This window comes from Prescottella subtropica (assembly GCF_005434945.1).
GTDB classification, from domain to species: Bacteria; Actinomycetota; Actinomycetes; order Mycobacteriales; family Mycobacteriaceae; genus Prescottella; species Prescottella subtropica.
The window spans coordinates 1-25,175 of sequence record NZ_SKCH01000002.1; the positions used below are offsets into that span (position 1 = coordinate 1).

24 protein-coding genes are annotated in these 25,175 nt (G+C 70.4%); 13 read left to right on the forward strand and 11 right to left on the reverse strand.

Annotation, left to right across the window (positions count from 1 at the left end; genetic code table 11):
- Positions 1–119: 119 nt before the first annotated feature.
- Positions 120–1,205, reverse strand: coding sequence for a DNA integrity scanning diadenylate cyclase DisA (disA, locus tag E0497_RS02280; RefSeq protein WP_137723173.1), 1,086 nt, complete (start codon positions 1,203–1,205; stop codon positions 120–122).
- Positions 1,206–1,307: 102 nt separating this feature from the next.
- On the opposite strand from disA, the gene E0497_RS02285 reads away from it, so the two are divergent.
- Positions 1,308–1,868 (forward strand): PaaI family thioesterase, encoded by a 561-nt coding sequence (locus E0497_RS02285; RefSeq protein ID WP_137723174.1) that lies wholly within the window; start codon positions 1,308–1,310, stop codon positions 1,866–1,868.
- A gap of 20 nt (positions 1,869–1,888) precedes the next feature.
- Here the strand turns inward: E0497_RS02285 and radA are convergent, their stop codons facing one another.
- Both radA and E0497_RS02295 read right to left on the reverse strand, forming a co-directional pair.
- Complete coding sequence (gene radA / locus E0497_RS02290) at positions 1,889–3,277, reverse strand: DNA repair protein RadA (RefSeq protein ID WP_137723175.1); 1,389 nt, start codon at positions 3,275–3,277, stop codon at positions 1,889–1,891.
- 88 nt (positions 3,278–3,365) lie between these two features.
- Positions 3,366–3,965 (reverse strand): copper chaperone PCu(A)C domain-containing protein, encoded by a 600-nt coding sequence (locus E0497_RS02295; protein WP_137723176.1) that lies wholly within the window; start codon positions 3,963–3,965, stop codon positions 3,366–3,368.
- 320 nt (positions 3,966–4,285) lie between these two features.
- Between E0497_RS02295 and carD the strand changes: the two genes are divergently transcribed.
- From carD to rlmB, 5 genes are read left to right on the forward strand one after another with little or no spacing between them, the layout of a single operon-like run.
- Positions 4,286–4,774, forward strand: a complete 489-nt coding sequence (carD, locus tag E0497_RS02300) for an RNA polymerase-binding transcription factor CarD (RefSeq protein ID WP_007528440.1) — start codon at positions 4,286–4,288, stop codon at positions 4,772–4,774.
- A 2-nt stretch (positions 4,775–4,776) separates the two neighbouring features.
- Positions 4,777–5,460, forward strand: a complete 684-nt coding sequence (gene ispD, locus E0497_RS02305; protein WP_137723177.1) for a 2-C-methyl-D-erythritol 4-phosphate cytidylyltransferase — start codon at positions 4,777–4,779, stop codon at positions 5,458–5,460.
- Positions 5,461–5,496: 36 nt separating this feature from the next.
- Positions 5,497–5,973 carry a 2-C-methyl-D-erythritol 2,4-cyclodiphosphate synthase gene (gene ispF / locus E0497_RS02310; RefSeq protein ID WP_137723178.1) on the forward strand — a complete coding sequence of 159 codons (477 nt, stop codon included), beginning with the start codon at positions 5,497–5,499 and terminating at the stop codon, positions 5,971–5,973.
- An 11-nt stretch (positions 5,974–5,984) separates the two neighbouring features.
- Entirely contained in the window at positions 5,985–7,403 is a 1,419-nt protein-coding gene (gene cysS, locus E0497_RS02315) for a cysteine--tRNA ligase (RefSeq protein ID WP_137723179.1), read from the forward strand.
- Complete coding sequence (gene rlmB, locus E0497_RS02320; protein WP_137723180.1) at positions 7,403–8,368, forward strand: 23S rRNA (guanosine(2251)-2'-O)-methyltransferase RlmB; 966 nt, start codon at positions 7,403–7,405, stop codon at positions 8,366–8,368. The genes cysS and rlmB overlap by 1 nt, the downstream gene beginning before the upstream one ends.
- Here rlmB and E0497_RS02325 read toward each other — a convergent pair.
- The 6 genes from E0497_RS02325 to E0497_RS02350 all read right to left on the reverse strand — a co-directional run bounded on the left by E0497_RS02325 (position 8,353) and on the right by E0497_RS02350 (position 13,412).
- Positions 8,353–9,219 (reverse strand): 5-oxoprolinase subunit C family protein, encoded by an 867-nt coding sequence (locus E0497_RS02325; RefSeq protein WP_137723181.1) that lies wholly within the window; start codon positions 9,217–9,219, stop codon positions 8,353–8,355. The two genes, rlmB and E0497_RS02325, sit on opposite strands and share 16 nt — an antisense overlap.
- A 100-nt stretch (positions 9,220–9,319) precedes the next feature.
- On the reverse strand, positions 9,320–9,925 hold the full coding sequence (locus E0497_RS02330; RefSeq protein WP_137723182.1) for a 5-oxoprolinase subunit B family protein: 606 nt from the start codon (positions 9,923–9,925) through the stop codon (positions 9,320–9,322).
- Entirely contained in the window at positions 9,925–10,683 is a 759-nt protein-coding gene (locus E0497_RS02335; RefSeq protein WP_137723183.1) for a LamB/YcsF family protein, read from the reverse strand. Before E0497_RS02335 ends, E0497_RS02330 begins: the two co-directional genes overlap by 1 nt.
- Before the next feature lie 10 nt (positions 10,684–10,693).
- Positions 10,694–11,593: a metal ABC transporter permease gene (locus E0497_RS02340; RefSeq protein WP_137723184.1), complete on the reverse strand. Its 900-nt coding sequence runs from the start codon at positions 11,591–11,593 to the stop codon at positions 10,694–10,696.
- Positions 11,590–12,444 carry a metal ABC transporter ATP-binding protein gene (locus tag E0497_RS02345; protein ID WP_137723185.1) on the reverse strand — a complete coding sequence of 285 codons (855 nt, stop codon included), beginning with the start codon at positions 12,442–12,444 and terminating at the stop codon, positions 11,590–11,592. The genes E0497_RS02340 and E0497_RS02345 overlap by 4 nt, the downstream gene beginning before the upstream one ends.
- Positions 12,441–13,412 carry a metal ABC transporter solute-binding protein, Zn/Mn family gene (locus E0497_RS02350; RefSeq protein WP_137723186.1) on the reverse strand — a complete coding sequence of 324 codons (972 nt, stop codon included), beginning with the start codon at positions 13,410–13,412 and terminating at the stop codon, positions 12,441–12,443. Before E0497_RS02350 ends, E0497_RS02345 begins: the two co-directional genes overlap by 4 nt.
- A 169-nt stretch (positions 13,413–13,581) precedes the next feature.
- On the opposite strand from E0497_RS02350, the gene E0497_RS02355 reads away from it, so the two are divergent.
- The gene (locus tag E0497_RS02355; RefSeq protein ID WP_137723187.1) at positions 13,582–14,670 is read left to right on the forward strand and encodes a LacI family DNA-binding transcriptional regulator; all 1,089 of its coding nucleotides are present in this window, start codon (positions 13,582–13,584) and stop codon (positions 14,668–14,670) included.
- Between the two features lie 11 nt (positions 14,671–14,681).
- Here the strand turns inward: E0497_RS02355 and otsB are convergent, their stop codons facing one another.
- Both otsB and kstR read right to left on the reverse strand, forming a co-directional pair.
- A complete protein-coding gene (gene otsB, locus E0497_RS02360; RefSeq protein ID WP_137723188.1) occupies positions 14,682–17,243 on the reverse strand; it encodes a trehalose-phosphatase in 2,562 nt (853 codons plus the stop codon).
- A gap of 60 nt (positions 17,244–17,303) precedes the next feature.
- Positions 17,304–17,951, reverse strand: a complete 648-nt coding sequence (gene kstR, locus E0497_RS02365; RefSeq protein WP_137723189.1) for a cholesterol catabolism transcriptional regulator KstR — start codon at positions 17,949–17,951, stop codon at positions 17,304–17,306.
- A gap of 93 nt (positions 17,952–18,044) precedes the next feature.
- On the opposite strand from kstR, the gene E0497_RS02370 reads away from it, so the two are divergent.
- Genes E0497_RS02370 through E0497_RS02395 form a run of 6 tightly spaced genes read left to right on the forward strand, consistent with a single transcriptional unit; the run spans position 18,045 to position 25,160 of the window.
- On the forward strand, positions 18,045–20,243 hold the full coding sequence (locus tag E0497_RS02370; RefSeq protein WP_137723190.1) for an acyl-CoA dehydrogenase family protein: 2,199 nt from the start codon (positions 18,045–18,047) through the stop codon (positions 20,241–20,243).
- Positions 20,244–20,277: 34 nt separating this feature from the next.
- The gene (locus tag E0497_RS02375) at positions 20,278–21,387 is read left to right on the forward strand and encodes an acyl-CoA dehydrogenase family protein (protein WP_137723191.1); all 1,110 of its coding nucleotides are present in this window, start codon (positions 20,278–20,280) and stop codon (positions 21,385–21,387) included.
- Positions 21,372–22,550 carry an acyl-CoA dehydrogenase family protein gene (locus E0497_RS02380; RefSeq protein ID WP_137723192.1) on the forward strand — a complete coding sequence of 393 codons (1,179 nt, stop codon included), beginning with the start codon at positions 21,372–21,374 and terminating at the stop codon, positions 22,548–22,550. Before E0497_RS02375 ends, E0497_RS02380 begins: the two co-directional genes overlap by 16 nt.
- Positions 22,547–23,551 (forward strand): bifunctional MaoC family dehydratase N-terminal/OB-fold nucleic acid binding domain-containing protein, encoded by a 1,005-nt coding sequence (locus E0497_RS02385; RefSeq protein ID WP_137723193.1) that lies wholly within the window; start codon positions 22,547–22,549, stop codon positions 23,549–23,551. Before E0497_RS02380 ends, E0497_RS02385 begins: the two co-directional genes overlap by 4 nt.
- Positions 23,548–23,991 (forward strand): MaoC family dehydratase, encoded by a 444-nt coding sequence (locus E0497_RS02390; RefSeq protein WP_137723194.1) that lies wholly within the window; start codon positions 23,548–23,550, stop codon positions 23,989–23,991. The genes E0497_RS02385 and E0497_RS02390 overlap by 4 nt, the downstream gene beginning before the upstream one ends.
- On the forward strand, positions 23,988–25,160 hold the full coding sequence (locus E0497_RS02395; protein ID WP_137723195.1) for a lipid-transfer protein: 1,173 nt from the start codon (positions 23,988–23,990) through the stop codon (positions 25,158–25,160). Before E0497_RS02390 ends, E0497_RS02395 begins: the two co-directional genes overlap by 4 nt.
- The last annotated feature ends 15 nt before the right edge of the window (positions 25,161–25,175 follow it).

Below are 25,175 nucleotides of genomic sequence, written 5' to 3' on the forward strand. Positions count from 1 at the left end.
CCTGCCCACCGGCCAAGGCGCCGGCACCGCCGAGGACGCTCTCGACACCGCCTGCGGCCTCTACCTCGCAGACCCGACCGCGTGGGGCTGAACCCCCGACGAACTAACGCCGACGACCACTAGTCGAACGGACCGCTGATCGACGCCTCCGCGAGGCGGGAGAGTCCTTCCCGGATGTGCCGCGCCCACAGGCCGCCGATCCCGTCCACCGACTGCAGGTCCGCGGCGGTGGCGGCGAGTAGGCCCTGCAGGGTCCCGAACGATCCGACGAGCCGGTGGATCTGTATGAACTGCAGCCGGGGGACCCGGGTGAGGATGCGGTAGCCGCGGGGGCTCATCGGTGCGTCGAGCGCCTCGATCGTCCCCGGATACCCGAACGCACGCGCCAGGGTCGTCAGATCCAGCAGATCCACGTCGGTGAGCTTGTCGACCGCGGCCAGTGTCGCCTCCACCGCCGACGTGGACGCCGGCCCGGACCCGGCCAGATAGTCCCGGACGACGAGCTGGCGGACCGTGTCGTTGTCGCCGACCAACTCCTCGAGCTGCAGGACGAGTTGCCGGCCGTCGGTGCCCAGTTCGAGCACGTCCTGTTCGATCTCGACCGATACGCGACGCACCATCTCGAGCCGCTGTACGACGGTCAGCGCGTCGCGCAGGGTCACGAAGTCCTCGATCTCGACGATCGACAGCTGCCGGGTCACCTCGTCGAGCCGTGACTTGTAGCGCTCCAGGGTGGCGACGGCCTGGTTCGCCCGCGACAGGATCGTCGCCGACCCGTTGATCACGTGCCGGATCCCGCCGACGTACACGCTCACGATGCTCATCGACTGACTCACCGACACCACCGGACAGCCGGTCTGGATGGCGGTGCGCTCGGCGGCACGATGCCGGGTACCGGACTCGACGGTGGGAATCCGGTGGTCGGGGACCAGTTGCACGTTGGCGCGCACGATGCGGCCACCGTCGGACGAGAGCACCACCGCGCCGTCCATCTTCGACAGTTCCCGCAACCGGGTGGGCGCGAATTCGACGTCGAGTTCGAATCCGCCGTCGCACAGGGCCTCGACCTGCTCGTCGTAGCCGAGCACGATCAGGGCGCCGGTGCGTCCCCGCAGGATGCGTTCGAGCGCGTCGCGCAGGGCCGTCCCGGGGGCGAGGCGGGCGATGGTGTCGCGCAGTACCGACGACGACGCGGCATCGTTCATCGCGACAATCCCCCCTCGAGCAGTCGAAATCAGTGCGTCCGAGATCACATCCGGTGGAGCCGCGTTCGGGCGGCACACGCGCCGTCTCTACATTACCTAGTTGTGAGCAGTACTTGGACGTTGCCCGAAGACCTCGTCATGCCGCCGGTGCCGGAGCTTTTCCCGGCCCCGGGTGAGCCGCTGCCCCAGCACTGGTCCAAGTGCTTCGGGTGCGGCGACGACCAGCCCGCCGGCATGAAGATGAGTTTCGCGGCCGGCGAGAACTACACCGTGACCGGACGCCTCGAGGTGGCCAACCGCTACCAGGGCGGCCCGGGCGTGATCCACGGCGGCATCCTGTCCACCGCGTTCGACGAGGCGCAGGGCATGGCGTGCATGGTGCTCGGCGGGCCCGTCGTCACCGCGCATCTCGAGATCGACTTCGCCCGGCCGATCCCGCTCAGTTCGGTGCTCGAGATCCGGGCCCGACTCGACGGCACGGTCCGCCGCAAGGCGTACACCACTGCGGAGGCGTTCATCGTCGAGGGCCCCGGCGCCGACCCGGAGACCCCCGTCGCCACGTCGCGGGGACTGTTCCTGACGGTGCAGGCCGCGCACTTCGCGCCGACCGCGGAGTTCGTCGACGGGGTGCCGACGTCACCGTTCGGTACTTCCGCCGTCTGACGGTCACCGAAAGTTCTAGGTCACCGAAGGTTCAACGCCCGCAAGGCTTCTCCGACGTTCGACACCTCGACCGGGCGGATCTTGCCGGGGAGGTCGCCGGCGCCGGCCGGGACCACCGCGCGGGTGAATCCCATGCGGGCGGCCTCGGCGACGCGCCGGGCCACGCCGGTGACCCGGCGGACCTCACCGGCCAGGCCGACCTCGCCGAGGACGACGGTGCCGGCCGGGATCGGGCGGTCCTTACCGGCGGACGCGACCGCGACGGCGAGCGCCAGGTCGCACGACGGGTCCGTCATCCGCATCCCGCCGACGGTGGCCGCGTAGACCTCCTTGTCGGACAGCTTGATGCCGTGCCGGCGCTCCAGGACGGCCAGCACCATCGACACCCGTGCGGAGTCGAGTCCGCTCACCGCCCGCCGCGGCGACGGATTGTGGGTGGGCGCGACGAGGGCCTGCACCTCGCCGAGCAGCGGCCGTTTGCCGTCCATCGTCACGGTGACGGCAGTGCCGGACACCTCGTCGGTCCGGTGGTGCAGGAACAGGCCCGACGGGTCGCTGACCCCGACGATGCCGTCCTCGCGCAGTTCGAAGCAGCCCACTTCGTCGGACGCCCCGAATCGGTTCTTGACGCCGCGAATCATCCGCAGCGTCGAATGCTTGTCGCCCTCGAAGTGCAGGACGACGTCCACCAGATGTTCGAGCGAGCGGGGGCCGGCGACGGCACCGTCCTTGGTGACGTGCCCGATCAGCAGGACCGGGATGCCGCCGGCCTTCGCGAGCGACGTCAGTGCGCTGGTGACGGCCCGTACCTGCGTCACTCCGCCGGTCACGCCGTCGACGTCGGCCGCGAGCATGGTCTGCACCGAATCGACGATCAGCAGTGTCGGGCGGACCTGCTCGACGTGCCCCAGCACGGTGGCCAGGTCGGATTCGGCTGCGAGATAGACCCGTTCGTGCACCGCGCCGGTCCGGTCGGCACGCAATCGCACCTGCCCGGCCGACTCCTCGCCGGTGACGTACAGCGCGCGGTCGTCGGGGCCGCGGGTCGCCCACCGGTGCACGACCTCGAGCAGTAGCGTCGACTTGCCGACGCCGGGCTCACCGGCGAGGAGCACCACCGAACCGGGGACGACGCCACCACCGAGGACCCGGTCGAGTTCGTCGACACCGGTGGGTTTGGCGCGCGTCGCCGTACCGTCGATCTGCGTGATCGGTGTGGCCGGGGTGCTGGGCAGCAGGGCCGCGGCCCCGCTGCGGGCCAGCGACACGCCGGGCCGCGCGGCGACGGCGGCGAGCACAGGTGACTCGTCCATCGACCCCCACGTGCCGCATTCCGGGCAGCGCCCCACCCATTTCGCGACCGTGTGCTGACACGACGAACACCGGAAGCTCGACTTCGCTTTTGCCACGCCGGAAGCCTAATGTCCGGTACCGACAGAACGGCCCGGGCACCATCGGTGCCCGGGCCGTTCCGTCAGTAGCGGTGTGACCGGCGGATCAGTGGTGACCCTCGGAGACGACGGGAGACTTGTCCGACACGTGGCGCTCCGTCTTCGGGCCCGCATCGACCGGCACCTGCACGGTGACGTCGCCCGCGTTCTCGAACGTGAAGATGACCGGGAAGGTCAGGCCCGGGCGCACACCCTCGCGGATGTCCTCGAGCGTGACGTCGATCAGGCTGACGTGCTCCGGGGCCTCCTCGGGGACCTGGACGTCCGGGTTGCCGGCGCCGAGAGCCTGCTGCGGCTTGATCGCGAGGCTGCCCGCCTCGTCGGTGATCGTCACGGAACCGGCGTAGTCGGTCTTGATGCTCTTCAGCCGGTCCGTCTCGTGCTCGCTGAGGTTGACGGCGGTGAAGGCGAGCTGCGCCGAGCCGCCCGGCTCGAGGCTGAACTCCTCGGAGTTCGGGTACACGACGTGCACGTTGCGCAGGGCAATGTTCGCGTCGGTGGCCTGGTTGCCGTTCACGGCAGCGACCTGAGTGGCCGTCTGCGAGATCTGACCTGCGCCGCACGCGGACAGCACGAGCGTCGCGCCGGCAGCGAGGGCGAGCGCGGTGGCGACTCGACGAGTCGGCGACGCATTGAGAGCAGTCACGGGTTGTCCTCCATGGGTCAGGTTCACAATCCACTAGGCAGAGTAGTAGTCGGCTGCGGCGGCGTGTCCTCTGGGTCTCGTAACCGGGGGCGTGTCGGGCGTGTCCGGCTTGCCTGCGTGGGGGTAGGGGCGTTGTCCGCGTACGGGTTCGGTGCCGCGCACGGGCCTCCCGACGGGGTGGTCCGCGAGGTCCGAAATGCACGCCGGGTAGGTCCTGTCAACCCCTAAGATCGGGTAAGGAAGCCCCTGACCTGCGCCGTTGGTGAGCCGATCCGTCGGCCGCGTGATAAACTCGGAAAATCGAAAGGGGCACGGGACAGATGATTTTCAAGGTCGGAGACACCGTCGTATACCCCCATCACGGAGCGGCGCTGATCGAAGCGATCGAAACCCGCACCATCAAGGGTGAGCAGAAAGAATACCTGGTTCTCAAGGTCGCGCAGGGTGATCTCACGGTCCGCGTTCCCGCGGACAACGCCGAGTACGTCGGCGTCCGTGACGTGGTCGGCCAGGAGGGTCTCGACAAGGTGTTCCAGGTGCTTCGCGCGCCGCACACCGAGGAGCCGACGAACTGGTCTCGCCGTTACAAGGCGAACCTCGAGAAGCTGGCCTCGGGTGACGTGAACAAGGTGGCCGAGGTCGTGCGCGACCTCTGGCGTCGTGAGCAGGACCGCGGCCTGTCCGCGGGTGAGAAGCGGATGCTGGCCAAGGCCCGGCAGATCCTCGTGGGTGAGCTCGCTCTGGCGGAAGGCACCGACGACGCCAAGGCCGAGATCATTCTCGACGAGGTTCTGGCCGCCGCCTCCTGACGGTGACGCAACAGCGAGGACCGGTCGTTGCACTGGTCCCGGCAGCCGGGCGTGGAGTCCGGCTGGGTGAAGCAGTACCCAAGGCGTTCGTCGAACTGGCCGGTCGCAGCATGCTGCGCCGGTCGGTCGACGGACTCCTGGGGTCGGGGGTGGTGGACACGGTCGTCGTGATCGTGCCCGAAGAACTTGTCGACGCCGCGCGGGCGGATCTGCCCGACGGCGTCGTGGTCGTCGTGGGTGGGGTGGAACGTACGGATTCGGTGCGGGCCGGCCTCGCCGCCGCGACCGGTGCCGAACTGGTGCTGGTGCACGACGCGGCCCGTGCGCTCACGCCGTCGTCGCTCGTGGCCCGGGTGGTGGCGGAACTGCGGTCCGGCCGGACCGCGGTGATCCCGGTCCTGCCGGTGGCCGACACCGTCAAGGCCGTCGACGTGCTGGGGACCGTCACCGGCACCCCGGACCGGTCGACGCTGCGGGCGGTACAGACCCCGCAGGGCTTCGATGCCACCCTGCTGCGCCGGGCCTACCAGGACGACGGCGTCGACGCCACCGACGACGCCGGTCTCGTGGAGCGACTCGGGGAACGGGTCCACACCATCGCCGGGGAATTCGAAGCATTCAAGATCACGACACCGTGGGATCTCACGCTGGCCCGGATCCTGTCGGAACGGGACAGCGCCGAGTAACCCGGCGGACAACTGCGACGAGAGAGAGTTTCGCCCGTGCGAGTGGGTATCGGCACCGACGTCCATCCGATCGAGGCGGGTCGCCCGTGCTGGATGGCGGGTCTGCTGTTCGACGGCGAGGATGGCTGCGCCGGGCATTCCGACGGTGACGTCGCCGCGCACGCCCTGTGCGACGCCCTGCTGTCCGCGGCCGGACTCGGCGACCTCGGATCGGTGTTCGGCACCGGCCGGCCCGAATGGGACGGTGTCAGCGGCGTCCGGATGCTCGCGGAGGTGCGGTGTCTGCTCGGCGACGCCGGGTTCACGGTCGGGAACGCGGCGGTGCAGGTGATCGGCAATCGCCCCAAGATCGGGCCGCGTCGGGACGAGGCGCAGCGGGTGCTCGGCGACGTTCTGGGTGCCCCGGTGTCGGTGTCCGCGACGACCACCGACGGACTCGGTCTCACCGGTCGTGGCGAGGGCATCGCCGCGGTCGCGACCGCGCTCGTCGTCTCCGCCGGTCCGGACCGGTAGAATCGCTCGTCGTGACCCTGCGCCTATATGACACCGTGACACGGGCTCTGCGCGACTTCGTTCCGCTGACCCCCGGCCATGCCTCGGTGTACCTGTGTGGCGCAACGGTTCAGGGGGAGCCGCACATCGGCCACGTGCGCAGCGGTGTCGCGTTCGACGTGCTGCGGCGCTGGCTGCTCGCCCACGACTACGACGTCGCGTTCGTGCGGAACGTCACCGACATCGACGACAAGATCCTGAACAAGGCCGCCGAGGCGGGCCGCCCGTGGTGGGAGTGGGCCGCCACGTTCGAGCGGTCGTTCGACTGGGCGTACGGGCAGCTCGGGGTGCTGCCGCCGTCGGTGGAGCCGCGGGCGACCGGTCACATCACACAGATGGTCGAGATGATGCAGCGGCTCATCGCGAACGGCCACGCGTACGCCGCCGCGGGCGACGTCTACTTCGACGTCCGGAGTTTCCCCGACTACGGAAACCTGTCGGGGCACCGGCTCGACGACGTCCACCAGGGGGAGAGCGTCGGCGCGGGCAAGCGTGATCCGCGTGATTTCACCCTGTGGAAGGCCGCGAAGCCGGGGGAGCCGTCGTGGCCGACGCCCTGGGGGCCGGGGCGCCCCGGCTGGCATCTCGAATGCTCCGCGATGGCCGAGTTCTACCTCGGATCGGCATTCGACATCCATTGCGGTGGAATGGATCTGGTGTTCCCGCACCACGAGAACGAGATTGCGCAGGCGAAGTGCTCGGGTGACGACTTCGCGCAGTACTGGCTGCACAACGGATGGGTCACCAAGTCCGGCGAGAAGATGTCGAAGTCGCTGGGTAATGTCCTGTCTATTCCGAACGTACTGAAACTCGTTCGCCCGCAAGAGCTTCGGTACTACCTCGGCAGCGCCCACTACCGGTCGATGCTGGAGTACTCGGAGGAGGCGCTGCAGGAGGCCGCCGTCGGGTACCGGCGCTGCGAGTCGTTCGTGCAGCGGGTCTCCGAACGTACGGGCACGGACGGCGACCTTCCCGTCGGGACGTGGACCGAGGAGTTCGCGGCCGCGCTCGACGACGACCTCAACGTCCCAGCGGCGCTCGCCGAGATCCACGGCCGGGTGCGGGAGGGCAACACCGCTCTCGAGGCGGGCGACTTCGAGAAGGCGCGGACACGGGCCGGACAGGTGCGGGCGATGCTGGGTGTTCTCGGTGTCGATCCGCTCGACCCGCACTGGGCCGCCGGTGCGGACGACACCGCTGCCCTCGGCGCGCTCGATGTGCTGGTGCGTGCCGAACTCGACCGGCGTCAGCAGGCGCGGGCCGAGAAGAACTGGGCCGTCGCCGACGAGGTGCGCGACCGGCTGGTCGCGGCGGGTATCGCCGTGACCGACACCCCGAACGGCCCCGAGTGGTCGCTCGAACAGGCTTCTTCCAACGAATCGGGTAAGTGATGGCGGGTAATTCGAGTAGGCGTGGCGCGATCCGTAAGGGTGGCACCAAGAAGGGCCAGGTCGTCGGATCGGGCGGCAAGCGCAGCAAGGGCCTCGAGGGCCGCGGTGCGACACCGCCGGCGGCGGAGCGGACCAAGCATCCCGCCGCGAAGAAGGCGCGGGCCACGGCCCGCGCCACCGAGCAGCGGCAGATGCAGCGTGCGGCCGCGATCCGCCGCTCCGACGACACCCCGGAGATGGTGCTCGGACGCAATCCTGTCGTCGAGTGCCTGCGCGCCGACGTCCCGGCCACCGCGCTGTACGTCGCGGTGGGCGCCGAGAGCGACGACCGGCTCAAGGAAGCGGTGCAGCGTGCCGCCGACGCCGGTATCTCGATCCTGGAGGTGCCGCGCACCGATCTGGACCGGATGAGCGCCAACGGCATGCATCAGGGCATCGGCCTGCAGGTGCCGCCGTACCGGTACGCGCACCCCGACGATCTGCTCACCGCGGCTCGCGCCAAGCACGAGCCGGCACTGCTGGTGGCGCTCGACAACATCACCGACCCCCGCAACCTCGGCGCGGTCGTCCGGTCCGTCGCCGCGTTCGGCGGCCACGGCGTCGTCATCCCGCAGCGGCGCAGCGCGAGCGTGTCCGCGGTCGCATGGCGCACCAGCGCCGGTGCCGCAGCCCGTCTGCCCGTCGCCCGCGCCACGAATCTGACTCGCACCCTGAAGGATTGGCAGAACAAGGGTGTGCAGGTCGTCGGCCTCGATGCGGGCGGCGACACCACCCTCGACACCTACCGTGGCACCGATCCGGTCGTCATCGTCGTCGGCTCCGAGGGCAAGGGGCTGTCGCGTCTGGTCCGTGAGACGTGCGACACGATCCTGAGCATCCCGATGGCCGGCGAGGTGGAGTCGCTCAACGCGTCCGTCGCCGCGGGCGTCGTGCTGTCGGAGATCGCACGTCAGCGGCGTAGCTGACGGAACCTGACCCGACATCCCGGTCGTAGCTGTGCTGCGGCCGGGATGTCGTCGTACACCACCGTCGCGATCACCGGGTAGCCGCCGGTGACCGGGTGGTCGGCGAGGAACAGTACCGGCATCCCGTCCGGCGGGACCTGTAGCGCGCCGGACGTCATACCCTCGCTGGGCAACTCGCCGCGGCGGGCCCGGTGCAGTGGTCCGGGCCCGTGCAGGCGGGCGCCGACCCGGTCGGTGTCGGGGGTGACCGTCCATATCTGCTGTACGAGCGCGGCCCGGGACGCCGGGGTGAACCAGTCGTCGCGTGGTCCCGCCGTGATCCGCAGTTCGACGGGGTCGGTGGTCGGTGCGGGCGGCGGAATGAGGTCTTCGGCCGGCAGGTTGCCGTGCTGCGTTCCGACGGGCAATCGGTCCCCGTCCCGGACAGGGTCCGGGCCGATCCCGGACAGGGTGTCGGTGGCGCGACTGCCGAGGACCGGGGGGACGTCGATACCGCCGCGCACCGCGACGTACGTGCGCAGTCCGGTGGCGGCGACACCGAGGGCGACGTCGTCCCCGTCGCGCAGTCGTAGCGTCGAATAGCGTGGGCGCGGTAGACCGTTCACGGTCAGGGCGGCGGATGCGCCGGTGACCGCGAAGACGGCGTCGCCGACCGCGCGGAACCGCAGCCCGCCGAGTGTCACCTCGAGTGTCGCGGCGTCCGGGTGGTTGCCGACGAGTCGGTTCGCGGCGTCGTGGGCGGTGGTGTCGGAGGCACCGGACGTCCCGACCCCGAGCGCTGCATGCCCGACCCGGCCCCGATCCTGGACGGTGGTGCGGGTGCCGGCGCGGACGATCTCGAGCCAAGCCATGCGTCGATTGTCCCCATCCCTCGCGTTTCGCGCACTTGTCGTGCCCGACACACCGCCGGGGAGCGCGACAAGTGCGCGAAACGCGGGTTCGGAGGCGGGATCAGACTGCGACGAATCGGACGACGGCGCCGGGCCGCAGCAGGGCCGGGAGATCGCGGTCGACATCCCACATCCGGGCGGTGGTGGTGCCGATCAACTGCCAGCCGCCGGGGGAGGAGCGCGGATAGATCCCGGAGAACTCGCCGGCCAGGCCGACGGCACCGGCCGGGACCCGGGTGCGGGGCGAGGAGCGTCGCGGCACGTGCAGGCGGTCGTCCTCGGCGACGAGATACCCGAAACCGGGACTGAACCCGGCGAACGCGACCGTCCACGGCTGTCCGGTGTGGGCGGCGACGACACCGTCGGCGCCGAGTCCGGTGAGCTCGCCGACCTCGTCGAGGTCCGGGCCGTCGTAGTGGACGGGAACCGAGACGGGGGCGACCGGGGGCAGATCGTCGGCGGACACCGGTGCGGTCGCCCGGACCCATGCCGCGACCACGTCGGATCGGACCCCGCGGAACTGCACCAGCACGGTGCGGGCCGCGGGCACCAGGTCGGTGACGGACGGATGCGGGTGGGCGGCCAATCCCCGGTAGTGCGCGAGCGTGGCGCCGAGGTCGTCGAATTCGACGAGCAGTGCCCGGTCGCCCGCGTCGAGGAGGCGCATCACACGAACGGTGCCACGGGGATCCGATGCTCGTCGAGCAGAGCCCGGATCGCGGTGGCCATCGCGACGGCGGCCGGGGTGTCGCCGTGCACGCAGACCGTGTCCGCCGCCACGGTGATCACGCTGCCGTCGACGGCCTCGATCGTGCCGGTGGTGACCAGACGCAGGACCCGGGCGGCGACGATGTCCGGATCGTGGAGGACGGACCCCGGCTGTGTGCGCGGCACGAGGGTGCCGTCGGGGGTGTAGGCGCGGTCGGCGAACGCTTCGACGACGGTCCGCAGGCCCGCCGCTGACGCCTCCTCGAGGAACACCGATCCGGGTAGCCCGAGGACGGGCAGCGCCGGATCTACCGCGAGTACTGCGGCGACGACGGCCCGCGCCTGCGCCCGGTGGTGGACGATCGTGTTGTACAGCGCACCGTGCGGTTTCACATACGTGACCGCGGACCCGGCGACGTGGGCCAGGCCGTCGAGCGCACCGATCTGGTAGATGACGTCGGCGGTGAGGTCGGCGGGGGCGACGTCGACGAACCGGCGTCCGAATCCGGCGAGGTCCCGGTAGCCGACCTGCGCGCCGATCCGCACGTCGCGGGCGGTGGCGTCGCGGCACGTACGCAGCAGCGTCGACGGGTCGCCGGCGTGGAAACCGCACGCGATGTTGGCGCTGGTGACGAGGTCGAGCATCGCGGCGTCGTCGCCGAGGGTCCAGGCGCCGAAGCTCTCGCCGAGGTCGCTGTTGAGATCGATGACCGCCACGGCGTCGATCCTAGGCGTGCAGGTGCTCCCCGGCGGGCACGAGTACCCGGCCGGTGGATTTGCGGCGCGCCACGCCGATCGCGCGGCACACCAGGTAGATGACGAACGAGATGGTGGTGACGAACGTCGACACCGGGACACCGGGGGCGAGGGACAGTACGATGCCGCCGACGGCGGCGATCTCGGCGAACACGACCGCCAGGATCGTGGCCTTCAGCGGGTTGGCGGTGACGTGGGCGGCCGCGGCGGCCGGGGTGATGAGCAGTGCCATCACCAGCAGCGCGCCGACGATCTGCACGCCGAGGGCCGCGGTGATGCCGACGAGGACGGCGAACACGATCGACAGGCCGCGCACCGGGACACCGCGGGCGGCGGCGACGTCGGGGTCGGTGCTGGCGAACAGCAGTGGCCGGTAGATCACCGACAGCGTGCCCAGCACCACGACGGCGCACCCGAACAGCAGTGCCAGACCGGAATTTCCGGGGGCGACGATCTGGCCGACCAGCAGGGAGAAACTGGTGCCGGTGCGGCCGTCGTAGGCCCACAGGAACAGCACCGACAGGCCCAGGCCGAACGCCATGATCACGCCGATCACCGAATCACGTTCGCGCGCTTTGGCACCCAGCAGGCCGAACAGGACGGCCGCGACGACGGAGCCGACGACCGCGCCGATCCCGACGCCGACGCCGATGAGCAGGGCGGCGGACGCGCCGGTCAGCGACAGCTCGGACGTGCCGTGTACCGCGAACGACATCTGCCGGCTGACGATCAGCGGGCCGATCACGCCGGCGAGCAGGCCGAGGACTGCGCCCGCGATCAGGGCCTGCTGCACGAAGTCGTAGCGCAGCAGGTCGGCGGTGACGGACACGTCGAGCAGATGCGACATGGCGTCCGTGAATTTGTTGCTCATGCGTGGTCCTCGTCGGTGTGGTGGACGCCCTCGCCGGGACGTGGCCCGCTGCCGCTGCCGAGCGCGTCGATGGCGTCGCCGGTGCCGACGACGACGAGTCGGCCGCGCACGTGCAGCACCTCGACGTCGGTGCGGTACAGCCGGGACAGGACCTCGGAGGTCATGACCTCGGCGGGGGTGCCGATCTCGAACGTGCCGTCGACGAGGTAGAGCACCCGGTCGACGAGGGGGAGGATCGGGTTGATCTCGTGGGTGACGAACAGGACCGCGGTGTCGTGGTCGCGGCGGCGCCGGTCGATCAGGTCGGACACGCGGTGCTGGTTGGCGATGTCGAGGCTGAGCAGCGGTTCGTCGCACAGCAGCACCTTCGGATCCCCGACGAGGGCCTGCGCGATCCGCAGCCGCTGCTGTTCGCCGCCGGACATCGCGCCGATCGGGGCGTCGGCGTAGGCCTGCGCGCCGACCTGTCCGATCGCGGAGTCGACGATCCGGCGACGCCGGGCGCGGCCGAACAGTCCGGTGCCCCACCGGTGCCCGTCGACGCCGAGGCCGACAAGGTCACGTCCGCGCAGCGGCAGACCCTCGTCGAGCGACTTCTGCTGGGGCACGTAGCCGACGTGCGTGTGCCCGGCCTTCGCCGGGGTGCCGGCGATCCGAACGGTCCCGGACGTCGGGGCGAGCTGCCCGAGCAGGACCTTGAGCAGCGACGTCTTCCCGGATCCGTTGGGGCCGAGGACGGCGACGAACTCGCCCTGTTCGATCGTCAGGTTCAGGTTCGACCACAGGGTGCGTTCCCCGAACGTCAGGCTCGCGTCCCGCAGCTCGACGGCGGGCGTGCTCGTGGTGCTCACGACGCGCCGTTCAGGGCGTCGGCCAGCGACTGTGCGGCCTGCGTCTGCCACGTCACGAAGTCGGTTCCCGCGGGCAGGGTTTCGGTGACCTCGACGACGGGGACACCGGCGGTGTCGGCGGTGCCCCGCATGGCCCGGGTGACCTTGTCCTCGGTCTGGACGTTGTAGACGAGGACATGAGCCTGCTTGTCCGACAACAGTTGCCGGGTCGCGGCGATCGCGGCGGGCGACGGGTCGGTGCCGTTCTCGACGGCGCCGGTGAACGCCTCGGGGGTGACGTCCTTCAATTCGGCGGCCTCGATCAGGTAATGGGCGATCGGCTCGGTCTGGGCGATCGGGGTGTCACGGTGACCGGCCGCGATCGACGTGGTGATCTCGGAGACGGTGCGCAGTTGCGTGCGGAACGTCTCGGCGTTGCGGGTGTAGACGTCGGTGCCCTCGGGGTCGAGCTTTCCCAACTGCTCGGCGATCGCGGTGGCGACCGCGTCCACGGTGGGCATGTCGTACCAGACGTGTTCGTTGACCGCCCCGTGCGCGTGCCCGGCATGATCGCCGTCGGATTCGCCGGCGTGGGTGCCGGTGCGCTGCTCGTGCAGCGCGAACGCGTCGACGGTCGGGGTGGTGCCGCCGGCTTTCAGGACGTCCTCGACGAACTGGTCGTAGCCGCCGCCGTTGAGGACGACGAGCGACGCGTCGGTGATCTTCGCGGCGTCCGCGGGGCTGGCCTCGTACGAGTGTGGGTCGGCGGACGGTTCGGTGACGATCGAGACGACCTCGAGTCGGTCGCCGGCGACGGCCTGCGCGACGCTGCCCCACACGTTCGTGGAGGCCACGACCCGGATCTGTCCGTCGTCGCCGGGGGCGGTGCCGCAGGCGGTGAGTCCGGCGCCGGTGAGGGCGGTCCCGATCACTGCGACGGCGATGCGGGTGGCGACGAACCTGCGGGACTTGCCGGCCTTACCGGGCATGCGCACAACTTTCTCCTGGTCACGACTGCGAATCCGGTCGATCAGGGACCGCGCCGGATCGTTATTGGTAACGGTTCCCGTTTACACTTTAGCGGAACGGTGCAGGTCGAGTCCCGGTAGGTAGGCGTCCGGGTGCGGCGACTCGGTCACGACCCGATACCGTCCCGTTATGCCAAGGTCCCGCCAGCCACGCCGCCCCGCCACACTGGCGTCGCTCGCCGCCGAACTGAAGGTGTCGCGGACGACCGTCTCCAACGCGTACAACCGTCCCGACCAGCTGTCGGCCGAGTTGCGGGAACGGGTGCTGCTCGCCGCCAAACGGCGCGGCTATCCGGGCCCGGACCCGGTGGCACGGTCCCTGCGCACCCGCCGTGCGGGCGCGGTCGGACTGCTGCTCACCGAGGCGCTGAGCTACTCGTTCCGGGACCCGGGCGCCATGAGCTTCCTCGCCGGCCTCACCGAATCGTGCGAGGCCGCCGGACAGGGACTGCTGCTCATCCCCGCCGGACCCGGCCGCGGCGACGTCGACGCCGCCGCCGTCGTCCAGCAGGCCGCGGTCGACGGCTTCGTCGTCTACTCCGTCGCCGACGACGACCCCTACCTGGCCGCGGTGCAGGAGCGGCGCCTGCCGACCGTCATCTGCGACCAGCCGCGGGAGATGTCCGGCGCGTCCCTCGTCGGCATCGACGACCGCGGCGCGATGCGCACCGTCGCCGATCATCTGCTCGCGCTCGGACATCGTCGGATCGGTGTGCTGTGCATGCGGCTCGGACGGGACGCCGCCGACGGCGTCGTCGACGGCACCCGGCTGCGCGCCCCCAACTTCCACGTCCAGCGCGAACGCATCGCCGGGGTGCAGGACGCGCTGGCGGACGCGGGCCCGGCGACGTCGCTGACCGTCGTCGAACGCTACGAGCACACCGCCGACGCCGGACGGTCCGCAGCCGAGGAGGCGCTGACGGTCGACCCGGGCATCACGGCGCTCGTGTGCACCACCGACGTCCTCGCCCTGGGTGCCCTCGACTGGGCACACGAGAGCGGCATCGATGTTCCGGGCCGGTTGTCGATCACCGGTTTCGACGGCATCGACGAGGCGATGCGGGTCGGCCTGACCACCGTGCGGCAGCCGCAGGAGGACAAGGGTCGCCGCGCCGGCGCACTGCTGCTGTCCGGTTCGGACTCCGGTGTCCCGACGGCCGTGATGCTCGACACGGAACTGGTGCGCGGGCGCACGTCGGCCGCGCCACCCGAACCGTAGGGCGGGCCGGTCTACCGCGTGGTGTCCGCGCTCAGCAGCTGCGCGCACCGCAGCAGACCCAGGTGGCTGTACGCCTGCGGATGATTGCCCAGCGATCGTTCGGCGACCGGGTCGTATTCCTCGGCGAGCAGGCCCGTCGGGCCGGCGGCGTCGACGAGCTGCTTGAACAGGGCCTCCGCGTCGGAGCGCTGCCCGATCAGCAGGTACGCCTCCACCAGCCACGCCGCGCACAGATGGAAGCCGCCCTCGGTGCCGGGCAGTCCGTCGTCGTGGTGGTACCGGTACACGGTCGAGCCGCTGCGTAGTTCCCGCTCGGTCGCGACGACCGTCGCGGCGAACCGTTCGTCCGACGGATCGATGAGCCCGGACAGGCCGATGTGCAGCGTCGCCGCATCCAGATCGGTGCCGTCGTAGGCAGCGGTGTACGACTCGGCGTCCGCGTTCCAGCCCTTCTCGGTGACCTCCTCGGCGATCTCCCGGCGCAGCGCCGCCCACGTGGCGCCGGCGTCCCGGCCGAAGCTCGTGGCCAGTGTCAGCGCCCGATCGACGGTGAGCCAGCCCATTACCTTCGAGTACACGTGGTGGCGGGGGTTGTCGCGGATCTCCCAGATGCCGTGATCCGGTTCGCTCCACCGCCGTTCGACGGCCTCGACCATCGCGCACACCAGTTCCCAGTCCCGGTCGGTGAGCGCGCCGGAACCCGTGACACCGTTCTTCGCCCGCGCGTGCGCGAGCGACGCGATGAGGTCGACGATCGGACCGAACACGTCCAACTGCACCTGTTGGTTGGCGGCGTTCCCGACCCGCACCGGCCGGGAACCCGCGTAGCCCGGCAGCGAATCGATCACGGCCTCGGCCGGTAGATTGCCCCCGTACAGCGTGTACAGCGGGTGCAGCCGCTCCGGACCGTGCAGCGTGTCGAGCACCCGGTGCACCCATTCGAGGTAGGCCTCGGCCTCCCCGAGGGAGCCGACGCTCACGAGCGCCGACGCCGTCAGTGCCGCGTCACGCAGCCAGCAGTACCGGTAGTCCCAGTTGCGGACGCCGCCGATCTCCTCGGGCAGCGACGTCGTGGCCGCCGCGAGGATCGATCCGCTCGGTGCGTGTACGAGTCCGCGCAGTGTCAGAGCCGACCGCTTCATCAGATTCGTCTTGAGCGGCGGTAGGTCGAGCGTGTCCACCCAGTCCCGCCAGTACGATTCGGCGAACTCTCGACGTTCCGGCTCCGGAATCTGCGAAGGTCCCAGATCTTCGGTGCCGCAACGCAGTTCGAGAACGATCGGCCCCTGCGAAGGGTCGACGACCGCGAACGCGGTCTGCCGGGTGCCGTCGGTGGTGATGTCCCAGTGCACGCCGGGGGAGTGGAGGACCATCGGCTCACTCGTGCCGGAGACCCGGAGTCCGTCGGTGTCCGTCTCCAACTGCATCGTGGCCAGACCGAACTCCGGCCGGGGCGCGAAGCTGACGACCGCCTTCGCGCGTCCCGTGATGACACGCGTGAAGTCGGTGCGGCTCGGCTGGACGTCGTGCGGCAGATAGTCGGTGACGGTGAGGCTGGCCCACCGGGTCTGCACGGTCATGGTGCCGTCGAGGTACTGCTGGCTCAGCGGCAGCGCGTCCCGCTGCGGTCCGACACTGAAGTGCCCGGCCTCGGGCCCGCCCAGCAGGTGCGCGAACACCGCCGGGGAATCCGGCTCCGGATGGCACAGCCACGTCAGGTTCGCGTCCGGCGTGAGCAGCGCGACCGACCGCGGGTTCGCGAGCATCGTGAGCCGCTCGATCGGCGGTGCGTCCGGCCCGGACAGCCACATCCGGCGTTCCTCGAGCAGGAACGCGAGCGCGGTCGCGACGTCCTCGGTGGTCTCGACGCGGTACTCGGCGCGGCTGGCGCCGCCGCCGACCTTGACACCCACGTCAGGGCCCTGCAGCCGGGCGAACGCCTTCTCGTCGGTGACATCGTCGCCGAAGAAGACCGCGGCCGTCGCACCCTCCTGATGGCGAAGGATGTCGAGTGCCTTGCCCTTGTCGGTCGCGATGACGGCCAGTTCGATGACGGCCTTGCCCTCGGTGACCTGGACGCCGGTCCACAGCGCGGCCTCGGTGCGGACCGCGGCCAGGGCGGAGGCGCCGTCCTCGTCGGATGCGTTGCGCACGTGCAGGGCGGCGCTCGCGGGTTTGGTCTCGACCGTCACCCCGGCGTACAGGCCGGCGATGCGGAACAGTTCGGCGATCACCTCGTGCAGCAGTTTGCGGGCGTTCGCGTCGATGGCATGCACGAATCCGACGTCGAACTCGGAGCCGTGGCTGCCGACCAACTGGACCTCCGCGGGCAGCCGGGACAGCGTTGCGAGGTCTTTGAGGGCGCGTCCGGAGATGACGGCTGCGGTGGTCGACGCGAGCCCGGCCAGTGCGCGCAGCGCCCGCACCGACTCGGCATGCGGATACGCCCGTTCCGGATCGGACACGATGGGTGCCATCGTGCCGTCGTAGTCGGACGCCACCAGCAGGCGCGGTGTCCGGGCCACGGTCGACAGGGCCCGGCGGACTTCGATCGGCAGATCCAGAGCGCTCACAGGTTCAAACCTAGGCGATCGTCGGCGGCGTGGCGCGCCGCAATCACCCGAGCGGGCGAATTACGCGGACGGCAGGGGACGCTTGGAGCCGTCGCCGAGGAGCAGTTCGACGGTCAGTTCCAGGCGCTTGGCGACGTCGGTGGCCGACGAGCGGCGGGTGAGCCACGCCACCAGGTTCGACAGCCACACGTCGCTGATGACGCGGGCGATCGCGAGCTGGTCCTCGGTGGGGTCGCTGTCGGTGATGGCGCGCGCGAACAGTGTGTCCATGAGCTTGCCGACCTGATCGACCTCGGCGGCGGCGGACGCGTCCGCGAACATGAACGCGCGGGTCATGGCCTCGGTGAGGAGGGGATCGCGCTGCATGGCCCTGGTGATCTGGCCGAGGATCAGGTTCATCCGCTCGAGCGGGCTGTGGCCGGGGGGGATCTTGCCCTTCGACTCGATCCGCTCGAACTCGCGGGCCAGCGCCGAGACCAGCAGGTGCACCTTGGACGGGAAGTAGCGGTACAGCGTGCCCACCGCGACATCGGCGCGTTCGGCGACGGCGCGCATCTGGACGGCCTCGTAGCCGCCCTTGGAGGCCAGGGTCAGGGTGGCGTCGAGGATCCGCTTGCGGCGCTCCCGCTGGGCGTTGGAACTGAGATCGTCGTCGGTGAGCGTCGAGACCGGTGTCCCGGCAGAACGGGATCGAGATGAGGTGGTCATCGACTGTTTCCTTCACGCCTTGACTCTGGACGGCCGCACATATTAGAACACGTTCTAAATGAAGATGCCATTCACGAGAGGCTGGGAGCCGCTGTGACTATCGCCACGACCGACGAACAGAAGGCCGTCCAGGAGTCGATCCGGGCATGGGCCCGCTCTGCGGCCCCGATTGCCATTTTACGGGAGGGACCAGCAGATTCCTGGCGCCGGTCGTGGTCGGCGATCGCCGACCTGGGCCTGTTCGCGGTGGGGGTCCCCGAGTCCGTCGGCGGCGTCGGCGGACAGGTCGTGGACCTCGCCGCGATGCTCGAGCAGGCCGCCACCGAACTCGTCGGTGGCCCGGTTCTGCCGACCGCGCTCGCCGGGCTCGTGATCGGGCGCAGCGGCACCGCCGCCGCCAAGCAGTGGGCCGCCGCGATCGCCGAGGGACAGCTCCCGGTTGCGGTCGTCCTCGAGGCCCCGGACCTGGCCGCGACCCCGGACGCCGACGGTGGTCTCGTCCTGAGCGGTGACGCCGGCAACGCGCTCGGTGGACAGCCGGGCGTCGCCGTCCTCGTGCCCGCGTCGACCGCCGACGGCACCGCCTGGTGCCTCGTCGACGCCGACACGCCGGGCCTGACGGTCGAGACCCTCGACATCCTCGACAAGAGCCGGGCCGCCGCCCGCGTCCGGTGCGCGCAGGTCGCGGTGTCGCCGGACCGCATCGTCACCGGCATCTCGACCGGCCTCGTCCGTGATCTCGCGGCGACGCTCGCCGCCGCGGAAGCGGCCGGTGTCGCCGGCTGGACGCTGCACACCGCCGTCGAGTACGCCAAGATCCGTGAGCAGTTCGGCAAGCCGATCGGATCCTTCCAAGCGATCAAGCACCTGTGCGCGGAGATGCTGTGCCGCGTCGAGCAGGCGCGGGCCGTGGCGTGGGACGCCGCCTCCGCCGCGGAGGACGCCCTGCCGGACCCGGACCTCGCTGCCGCCGGCGCGGCCGCGTCGGAGCTGCCGATCTCGGCGGCCGTCGCCGGGGCCGTCGCCCTCGACGCCGCCACCGCGAACGCCAAGGACTGCATCCAGATCCTCGGTGGCATCGGCTTCACGTGGGAGCACGACGCGCACTACTACCTGCGCCGCGCGGTCTCCACCGCACAGTTCCTCGGCGGCGCCGTTGCGTGGCGGGCCCGCGTCACCGACCTGACCCGGGCCGGGGCCCGACGGCACCTGGCGATCGACCTGTCCGAGATCGATCCGACGGTGGAGGCCGGACGGTTCGCGGTCCGCACCGAGGTTGCTGCGCTCGCCGCGGTTCCCGAGTCCGAGCGTCGTATCGCACTCGCTGAATCCGGTTATGCCGCACCGCATTGGCCGACCCCGTACGGTCGCAGCGCCGGGGCCGCCGAGCAGATCCTCATCGCGGAGGAGATGTCAGCGGTCGGTCTCGAACGCCCGGACCTCGTGATCGGCTGGTGGGCGGTGCCGACAGTTCTCGAGCACGGCAGCCCCGAGCAGATCGAGCGGTTCGCGCTGCCGTCGCTGCGCGGAGAGATCACGTGGTGCCAGCTGTTCTCCGAGCCCGGTGCCGGCTCCGATCTGGCGTCGCTGCGGACCAGCGCAGAGAAGGTCGACGGCGGCTGGAAACTCAACGGGCAGAAGGTGTGGACGTCCCTCGCGATGGAAGCGGACTGGGCGATCTGCCTGGCCCGCACCGACCGGGACGCGCCCAAGCACAAGGGCATCACGTACTTCGTGCTCGACATGAAAACCCCCGGCATCCGGATCTCGCCGCTGCGGGAGATCACCGGCGACGCCCTCTTCAACGAGGTGTTCCTCGACGACGTGTTCGTCCCCGACGAGTGCGTCGTCGGCCAGGTGAACGGGGGCTGGAAGCTCGCCCGCACCACGCTCGCGAACGAGCGGGTCGCGATGAGCGGCGGCTCGTCGCTCGGCAAGGCCGTCGAGGAACTGCTCGAACTGGCCGGTGACCCGGACCCGGTGACCGCGGACCGTCTCGGTGCCCTCATCGCCGAGGCGCTGGTCGGCTCGATCATCGACCTGCGCACCACGTTGCGGCAGCTGGACGGGCAGGACCCGGGACCGGCGTCGAGCGTGCGCAAGCTCGTCGGCGTCCGCAACCGCCAGGACGTCGCGGAGTTCGCCGTCGACCTCGCCGGTGAGGCCGGCTGGGTGGAGGGCCCGCTCACCCGCGAGTTCCTCAACACCCGCTGCCTGTCCATCGCCGGTGGCACCACCCAGATCCTGCTCACTGTCGCGGCCGAGCACCTGCTGGGCCTGCCCCGCGGCTGACCTTCTATGTACTTCTACAGGACGGAAATCTCAGGTGGACTTCACTTTCGGTAGTGAGCAGCAGGCGGTGGCCGAGGTGGCCGACGCCGTGCTGCAGACGGCGGCGAGCGCCGAGACGCTCGCGGCGATGGACAGGAACGCCCCCGTGTGGGACGCCACCCTGTGGCAGCGGCTGGCCGACGAGGGGGTGCTGTCGCTGCCGCTGCCCGAGTCTCTCGGCGGCGACGATCTCGGGATCGCCGAGATCGGGGTGCTGCTGAACCGGGTCGGCCGGGTGGCCGCGCAGGTGCCGGTGCTCGAGACCCTCGCGTTCGGTGTACTGCCGCTGCTCGCGTTCGGCGGTGATGCGCAGCGGTTCCTCGCCGGTGTCGCGTCCGGCGCGATCCTCACCGCGGCGCTCGGCGAGCCGGGCGCGCCGCTGCCGGCGGTGCCCGCCACCACCGCGGTCGCCGACGGCGACGGCTACGCCGTCACCGGCCGCAAGGTCGGTGTCCGGTACGCCGAGCAGGCCGCATTCGTGCTGGTGCCGACGGACGCCGGTGTCGCCGTGATCGCACCCGACGCGGACGGGGTCACGCTCACCCGCACGTTCACCGCGTCGCTGGCGCCGGAGTGCACGATGGTGCTCGACGGGGTCCGCATCGACTCCGGTGCCCTGCTCACCGGTGCCCCGGTGCAGGCGCTGTACCGGATCGCGCTGGCCGTGCTCGCCGCGCAGGCCGCCGGTCTGGGCGCGGGCATGACCGAGTTGGCGGCCAAGCATGTGAGCACCCGCGAACAGTTCGGCAAGCCGATCGCGGCGTTCCAGGCCGTGTCGCAGCAGCTCGCCGACTCGTACGTCACCGCCCGCACCCTCGAGCTGGCGGCCACGTCGGTGTGCTGGCGGCTCGCCGAAGGACTCGACGCCACCGAGGACACGTCGGTGGCCGCGTACTGGCTGGCCGAGCAGCTGCCGGTGGCGATGCAGCAGTGCAGCCACATGCACGGCGGTCTCGGCGCCGACGTCACCTACCCGGCGCACCTGTACTACGAGCAGACCAAGGACCTGGTCCGGCTCGTCGGCGGCCCGTCGTCCCGTCTGACCATCCTCGGCGCCCTCAGCGCCCGCGACCTCGGTGTGGAGGCAGCATGCTCATCGATCTGACCCCGGAACAGCGCAAGCTCCAGGCGGAGCTGCGCGACTACTTCTCCGGCCTGATCTCGCCGGAGGAGACCGAGATCATGCTCACCGACCGGCACGGGCCGGTCTACCACGACGTCATCCGGCGCATGGGCCGCGACGGCTGGCTCGGTGTCGGCTGGCCGAAGGAATTCGGCGGCAAGGGCTTCGGTGAGATCGAACAGCAGATCTTCACCAACGAGGCCGTCCGTGCGGACGTGCCGCTGCCGTCGGTGACGCTGCAGACCGTCGGTCCGACGCTGCAGACGTACGGCACCGAGGAACAGAAGCGGAAGTTCCTGCCCGGCATCCTCGCCGGCGACGTGCACTTCGCGATCGGCTACACCGAACCGGAGGCCGGCACCGATCTGGCGTCGCTGCGCACCACCGCGGTCAGGAAGAGTGACCCGGACGGCGACTACTACCTCGTCAACGGCCAGAAGTACTTCACCACAGGCGGTCACGCCGCCGACTACATCTGGCTCGCGGTGCGCACCGGCACCCCCGAGGACCGGCACCGCGGCATCTCGATCCTCATCGTCGACACCACCGACCCGGGCTTCTCGTCGACCCCGGTCATCACCGCCGACGGCGCCCACCACGTCAACGCCACCTACTACGAGGACGTGCGCGTCCCCGTCGACATGCTCGTCGGCGAGGAGAACAAGGGCTGGCGGCTCATCACCACCCAGCTCAACCACGAGCGCGTCATGCTCGGCCCGTCCGGCCGCGTCGGCGGGCTGTACGACCACGTCAGCGAATGGGCGAAACATCCGGGCCCCGACGGGAATCCGATCGCGACACAGCCCGACGTGCAGCGCACACTCGGTGAGATCCGGGCGATCTACCGGCTCAACGAACTGCTCAACTGGCAGGTCGCGTCCGCCGCCGGCGAGGTCGACATGGCCGACGCGTCGGCCACCAAAGTGTTTGCCACCGAGCAGATCCAGCGGATGGGCCGGCTCGCCGAGGAGATCGTCGGACGCTGGGGCGACCCGGCCGACCCGGAGACCGGGCACCTGCTGCGCTGGCTGGACGCGCAGACCAAGCGCAACCTCGTCATCACGTTCGGCGGCGGCGTCAACGAGGTCATGCGCGACCTCATCTCCACCGCCGGACTCGGACTGCCGAAGGTGGCCCGTCGATGACCGACATTCTCGCTGCGGCGCAACAGGTCCGGGACGGCGGGGCCAGCAAGGCCCGCGCGGGGCGTGACCCGATCAACCTGCCGATGATCCGCAACTGGGTCGAGGCGATCGGCGATACGAACCCCATCTACGTCGACGAGGACGCCGCGGTCGCCGCCGGTCACGGCGGCCTCGTCGCACCACCAGCGATGGCGCAGGTGTGGACCATGCGCGGCCTCGGTGCGGTCCGCGAGGACGACGATCCGCTGGGCCGGATGACGCAGATCCTCGACGACGCCGGCTACACGTCCGTCGTCGCCACCAACTGCGACCAGACCTACCACCGGTACCTCCGCCCCGGCGAGGAAGTGACCATCGAGTCCGTCCTCGAGGACGTGGTCGGACCGAAGAAGACGGGCCTCGGTGAGGGCTGGTTCTTCACCACCCGCAACTACTGGAAAGTCGCCCGAGAAGACGGCACCGACGAGATCGTCGCCGAAATGCTGTTCCGGATCCTGAAGTTCGCACCCCCGGCCCCTGACCGAATGTCACATTCGGTCGCGGCGAGTGGTGACCCGGTCGACGACCTGGATCCCACCCGGATGATGCGTCCGGCCGCGTCGCGGGACACCCAGTTCTTCTGGGAGGGTGTCGCCGCGCACGAGCTGCGCCTGCAGCAGCGCCCCGACGGCACGCTGCAGCATCCGCCCGTGCCGGCGGTGTGGAAACCCAAGGAGGAGACCACCGATTACGTCGTGGCATCCGGGCGGGGCACGGTGTGCAGTTTCGTCGTGCACCACGCCCCGAAGGTGCCGGGACGGCCGCTGCCGTTCGTCGTCGCGCTCGTCGAACTGGACGAAGGGGTGCGGATGCTCGGCGAGTTGCGCGGCGTCGACCCCGAGGCCGTGGCCGTCGGGCAGCGGGTCGAGGTGGACTTCCTCGACTTCCCGGCCGATCCCGACGACGAGACCAAGGGCCCGTGGACGCTGTACGCGTGGCGCGGTGTGGAGGAGAACCGATGAGCCCTGTGACTCCTGTGACCCCGCCCGCCGTCGCGGTGGGCGACACCCTGCCCACCCTGGTCGTCGAGGGGACGCCGACGTTCGTCGTGTCGACGGCACTGGCCACCCGCGACTTCCAGGACGTGCACCACGACCGGGATCTCGCGCAGCAGCGCGGGTCGAAGGACATCTTCGTCAACATCCTCACCGACACCGGACTGGTGCAGCGGTACGTCACCGACTGGGCCGGGCAGCGTGCCGTGATCAAGTCGATCCAGCTGCGCCTCGGGGTGCCGTGGTATGCGTACGACACCCTGACCCTCACCGGCACCGTCGAATCCGTCGACGACGACGGCCTGGTCACCCTCGCAGTCGTCGGCACCGACTCCCTCGGCAAGCACATCACCTCCACCGTCACGCTCGTGCTGGACGGCTCGATCACCGTGGGGAGCGCATCATGAGCGGACTGTCCGGCAAGGCGGCGATCGTCGGTATCGGCGCCACCGACTTCTCGAAAGATTCCGGGCGCAGCGAGCTGCGGTTGGCCGCGGAGGCGGTGAACGCGGCCCTCGCCGACGCGGGCCTCACGCCCGCCGACGTCGACGGCCTGGTGTCGTTCACGATGGACACCAACATCGAGATCGCGGTCGCCCGTGCGGTCGGGATTCCGGAGTTGAAGTTCTTCTCCCGCATCCACTACGGCGGCGGCGCGGCGTGCGCCACCATCCAGCAGGCGGCCCTCGCGGTGGCCGGTGGGGTCGCCGACGTCGTCGTCGCGTACCGGGCGTTCAACGAGCGGTCCGGGCACCGGTTCGGTCAGGTGGACTCCGGTCTGGTGAACCAGGTGAACTCGTCGGGTGCGGACTACGCGTTCTCGTACCCGCACGGGCTGAGCACCCCGGCCGGCAGCGTCGCGATGATGGCGCGCCGGTACATGCACCAGTACGGCGCCACCAGTGAGGATTTCGGCCGGATCGCGGTCGCCGACCGCAAGCACGCGGCGACCAACCCGAACGCCTTCTTCTACGGCAAGCCGATCACCCTCGAAGACCACCAGAACTCGCGGTTCATCGCCGAACCGCTGCACCTGCTGGACTGCTGCCAGGAGTCCGACGGCGGCATCGCGATCGTCGTCGTCTCCGCGGAGCGGGCGAAGGACCTGAAGCAGAAGCCGGTCTCGATCGCGGCCGCAGCACAGGGCAGCGCCAAGGACCAGTACACGATGATGAGCTACTACCGGCCCGACCTGGCATGCATCCCCGAGATGGAACTGGTCGGCAACCAACTGTGGGAGCAGTCCGGTCTGCGCCCACAGGACATGGACATGGCGGTGCTGTACGACCACTTCACCCCGTACGTGCTCATGCAGCTCGAGGACCTCGGGTTCTGCGGTCGCGGCGAGGCGAAGGACTTCGTCCGGCAGCCGGGTGCCCTGGAGGTCGGCGGGGCGCTGCCGCTCAACACTCACGGCGGACAGCTCGGCGAGGCCTACATCCACGGCATGAACGGCATCGCCGAGGGCGTCCGCCAGATCCGCGGCACCTCCGTCAACCAGGTGCCCGGCGCCCAGCAGGTGCTCGTCACCGCCGGCACCGGCGTCCCCACCTCGGGCCTGGTACTGACGGGGTAAGCGGCTGCGCCGCCT

Excerpts from the sequence above, each read along its gene's own strand:
- E0497_RS02340 (WP_137723184.1), bottom strand. The coding sequence starts at position 11,593 with ATGAGCAACAAATTCACGGACGCCATGTCGCATCTGCTCGACGTGTCC.
- E0497_RS02325 (WP_137723181.1), bottom strand. The coding sequence starts at position 9,219 with ATGGCTTGGCTCGAGATCGTCCGCGCCGGCACCCGCACCACCGTCCAG.
- disA (WP_137723173.1), bottom strand. The coding sequence starts at position 1,205 with ATGAACGATGCCGCGTCGTCGTCGGTACTGCGCGACACCATCGCCCGC.
- E0497_RS02380 (WP_137723192.1), top strand. The coding sequence starts at position 21,372 with ATGCTCATCGATCTGACCCCGGAACAGCGCAAGCTCCAGGCGGAGCTG.
- rlmB (WP_137723180.1), top strand. The coding sequence starts at position 7,403 with ATGGCGGGTAATTCGAGTAGGCGTGGCGCGATCCGTAAGGGTGGCACC.
- E0497_RS02355 (WP_137723187.1), top strand. The coding sequence starts at position 13,582 with ATGCCAAGGTCCCGCCAGCCACGCCGCCCCGCCACACTGGCGTCGCTC.
- kstR (WP_137723189.1), bottom strand. The coding sequence starts at position 17,951 with ATGACCACCTCATCTCGATCCCGTTCTGCCGGGACACCGGTCTCGACG.
- carD (WP_007528440.1), top strand. The coding sequence starts at position 4,286 with ATGATTTTCAAGGTCGGAGACACCGTCGTATACCCCCATCACGGAGCG.
- E0497_RS02385 (WP_137723193.1), top strand. The coding sequence starts at position 22,547 with ATGACCGACATTCTCGCTGCGGCGCAACAGGTCCGGGACGGCGGGGCC.
- E0497_RS02390 (WP_137723194.1), top strand. The coding sequence starts at position 23,548 with ATGAGCCCTGTGACTCCTGTGACCCCGCCCGCCGTCGCGGTGGGCGAC.
- E0497_RS02395 (WP_137723195.1), top strand. The coding sequence starts at position 23,988 with ATGAGCGGACTGTCCGGCAAGGCGGCGATCGTCGGTATCGGCGCCACC.
- E0497_RS02330 (WP_137723182.1), bottom strand. The coding sequence starts at position 9,925 with ATGCGCCTCCTCGACGCGGGCGACCGGGCACTGCTCGTCGAATTCGAC.
- E0497_RS02350 (WP_137723186.1), bottom strand. The coding sequence starts at position 13,412 with ATGCCCGGTAAGGCCGGCAAGTCCCGCAGGTTCGTCGCCACCCGCATC.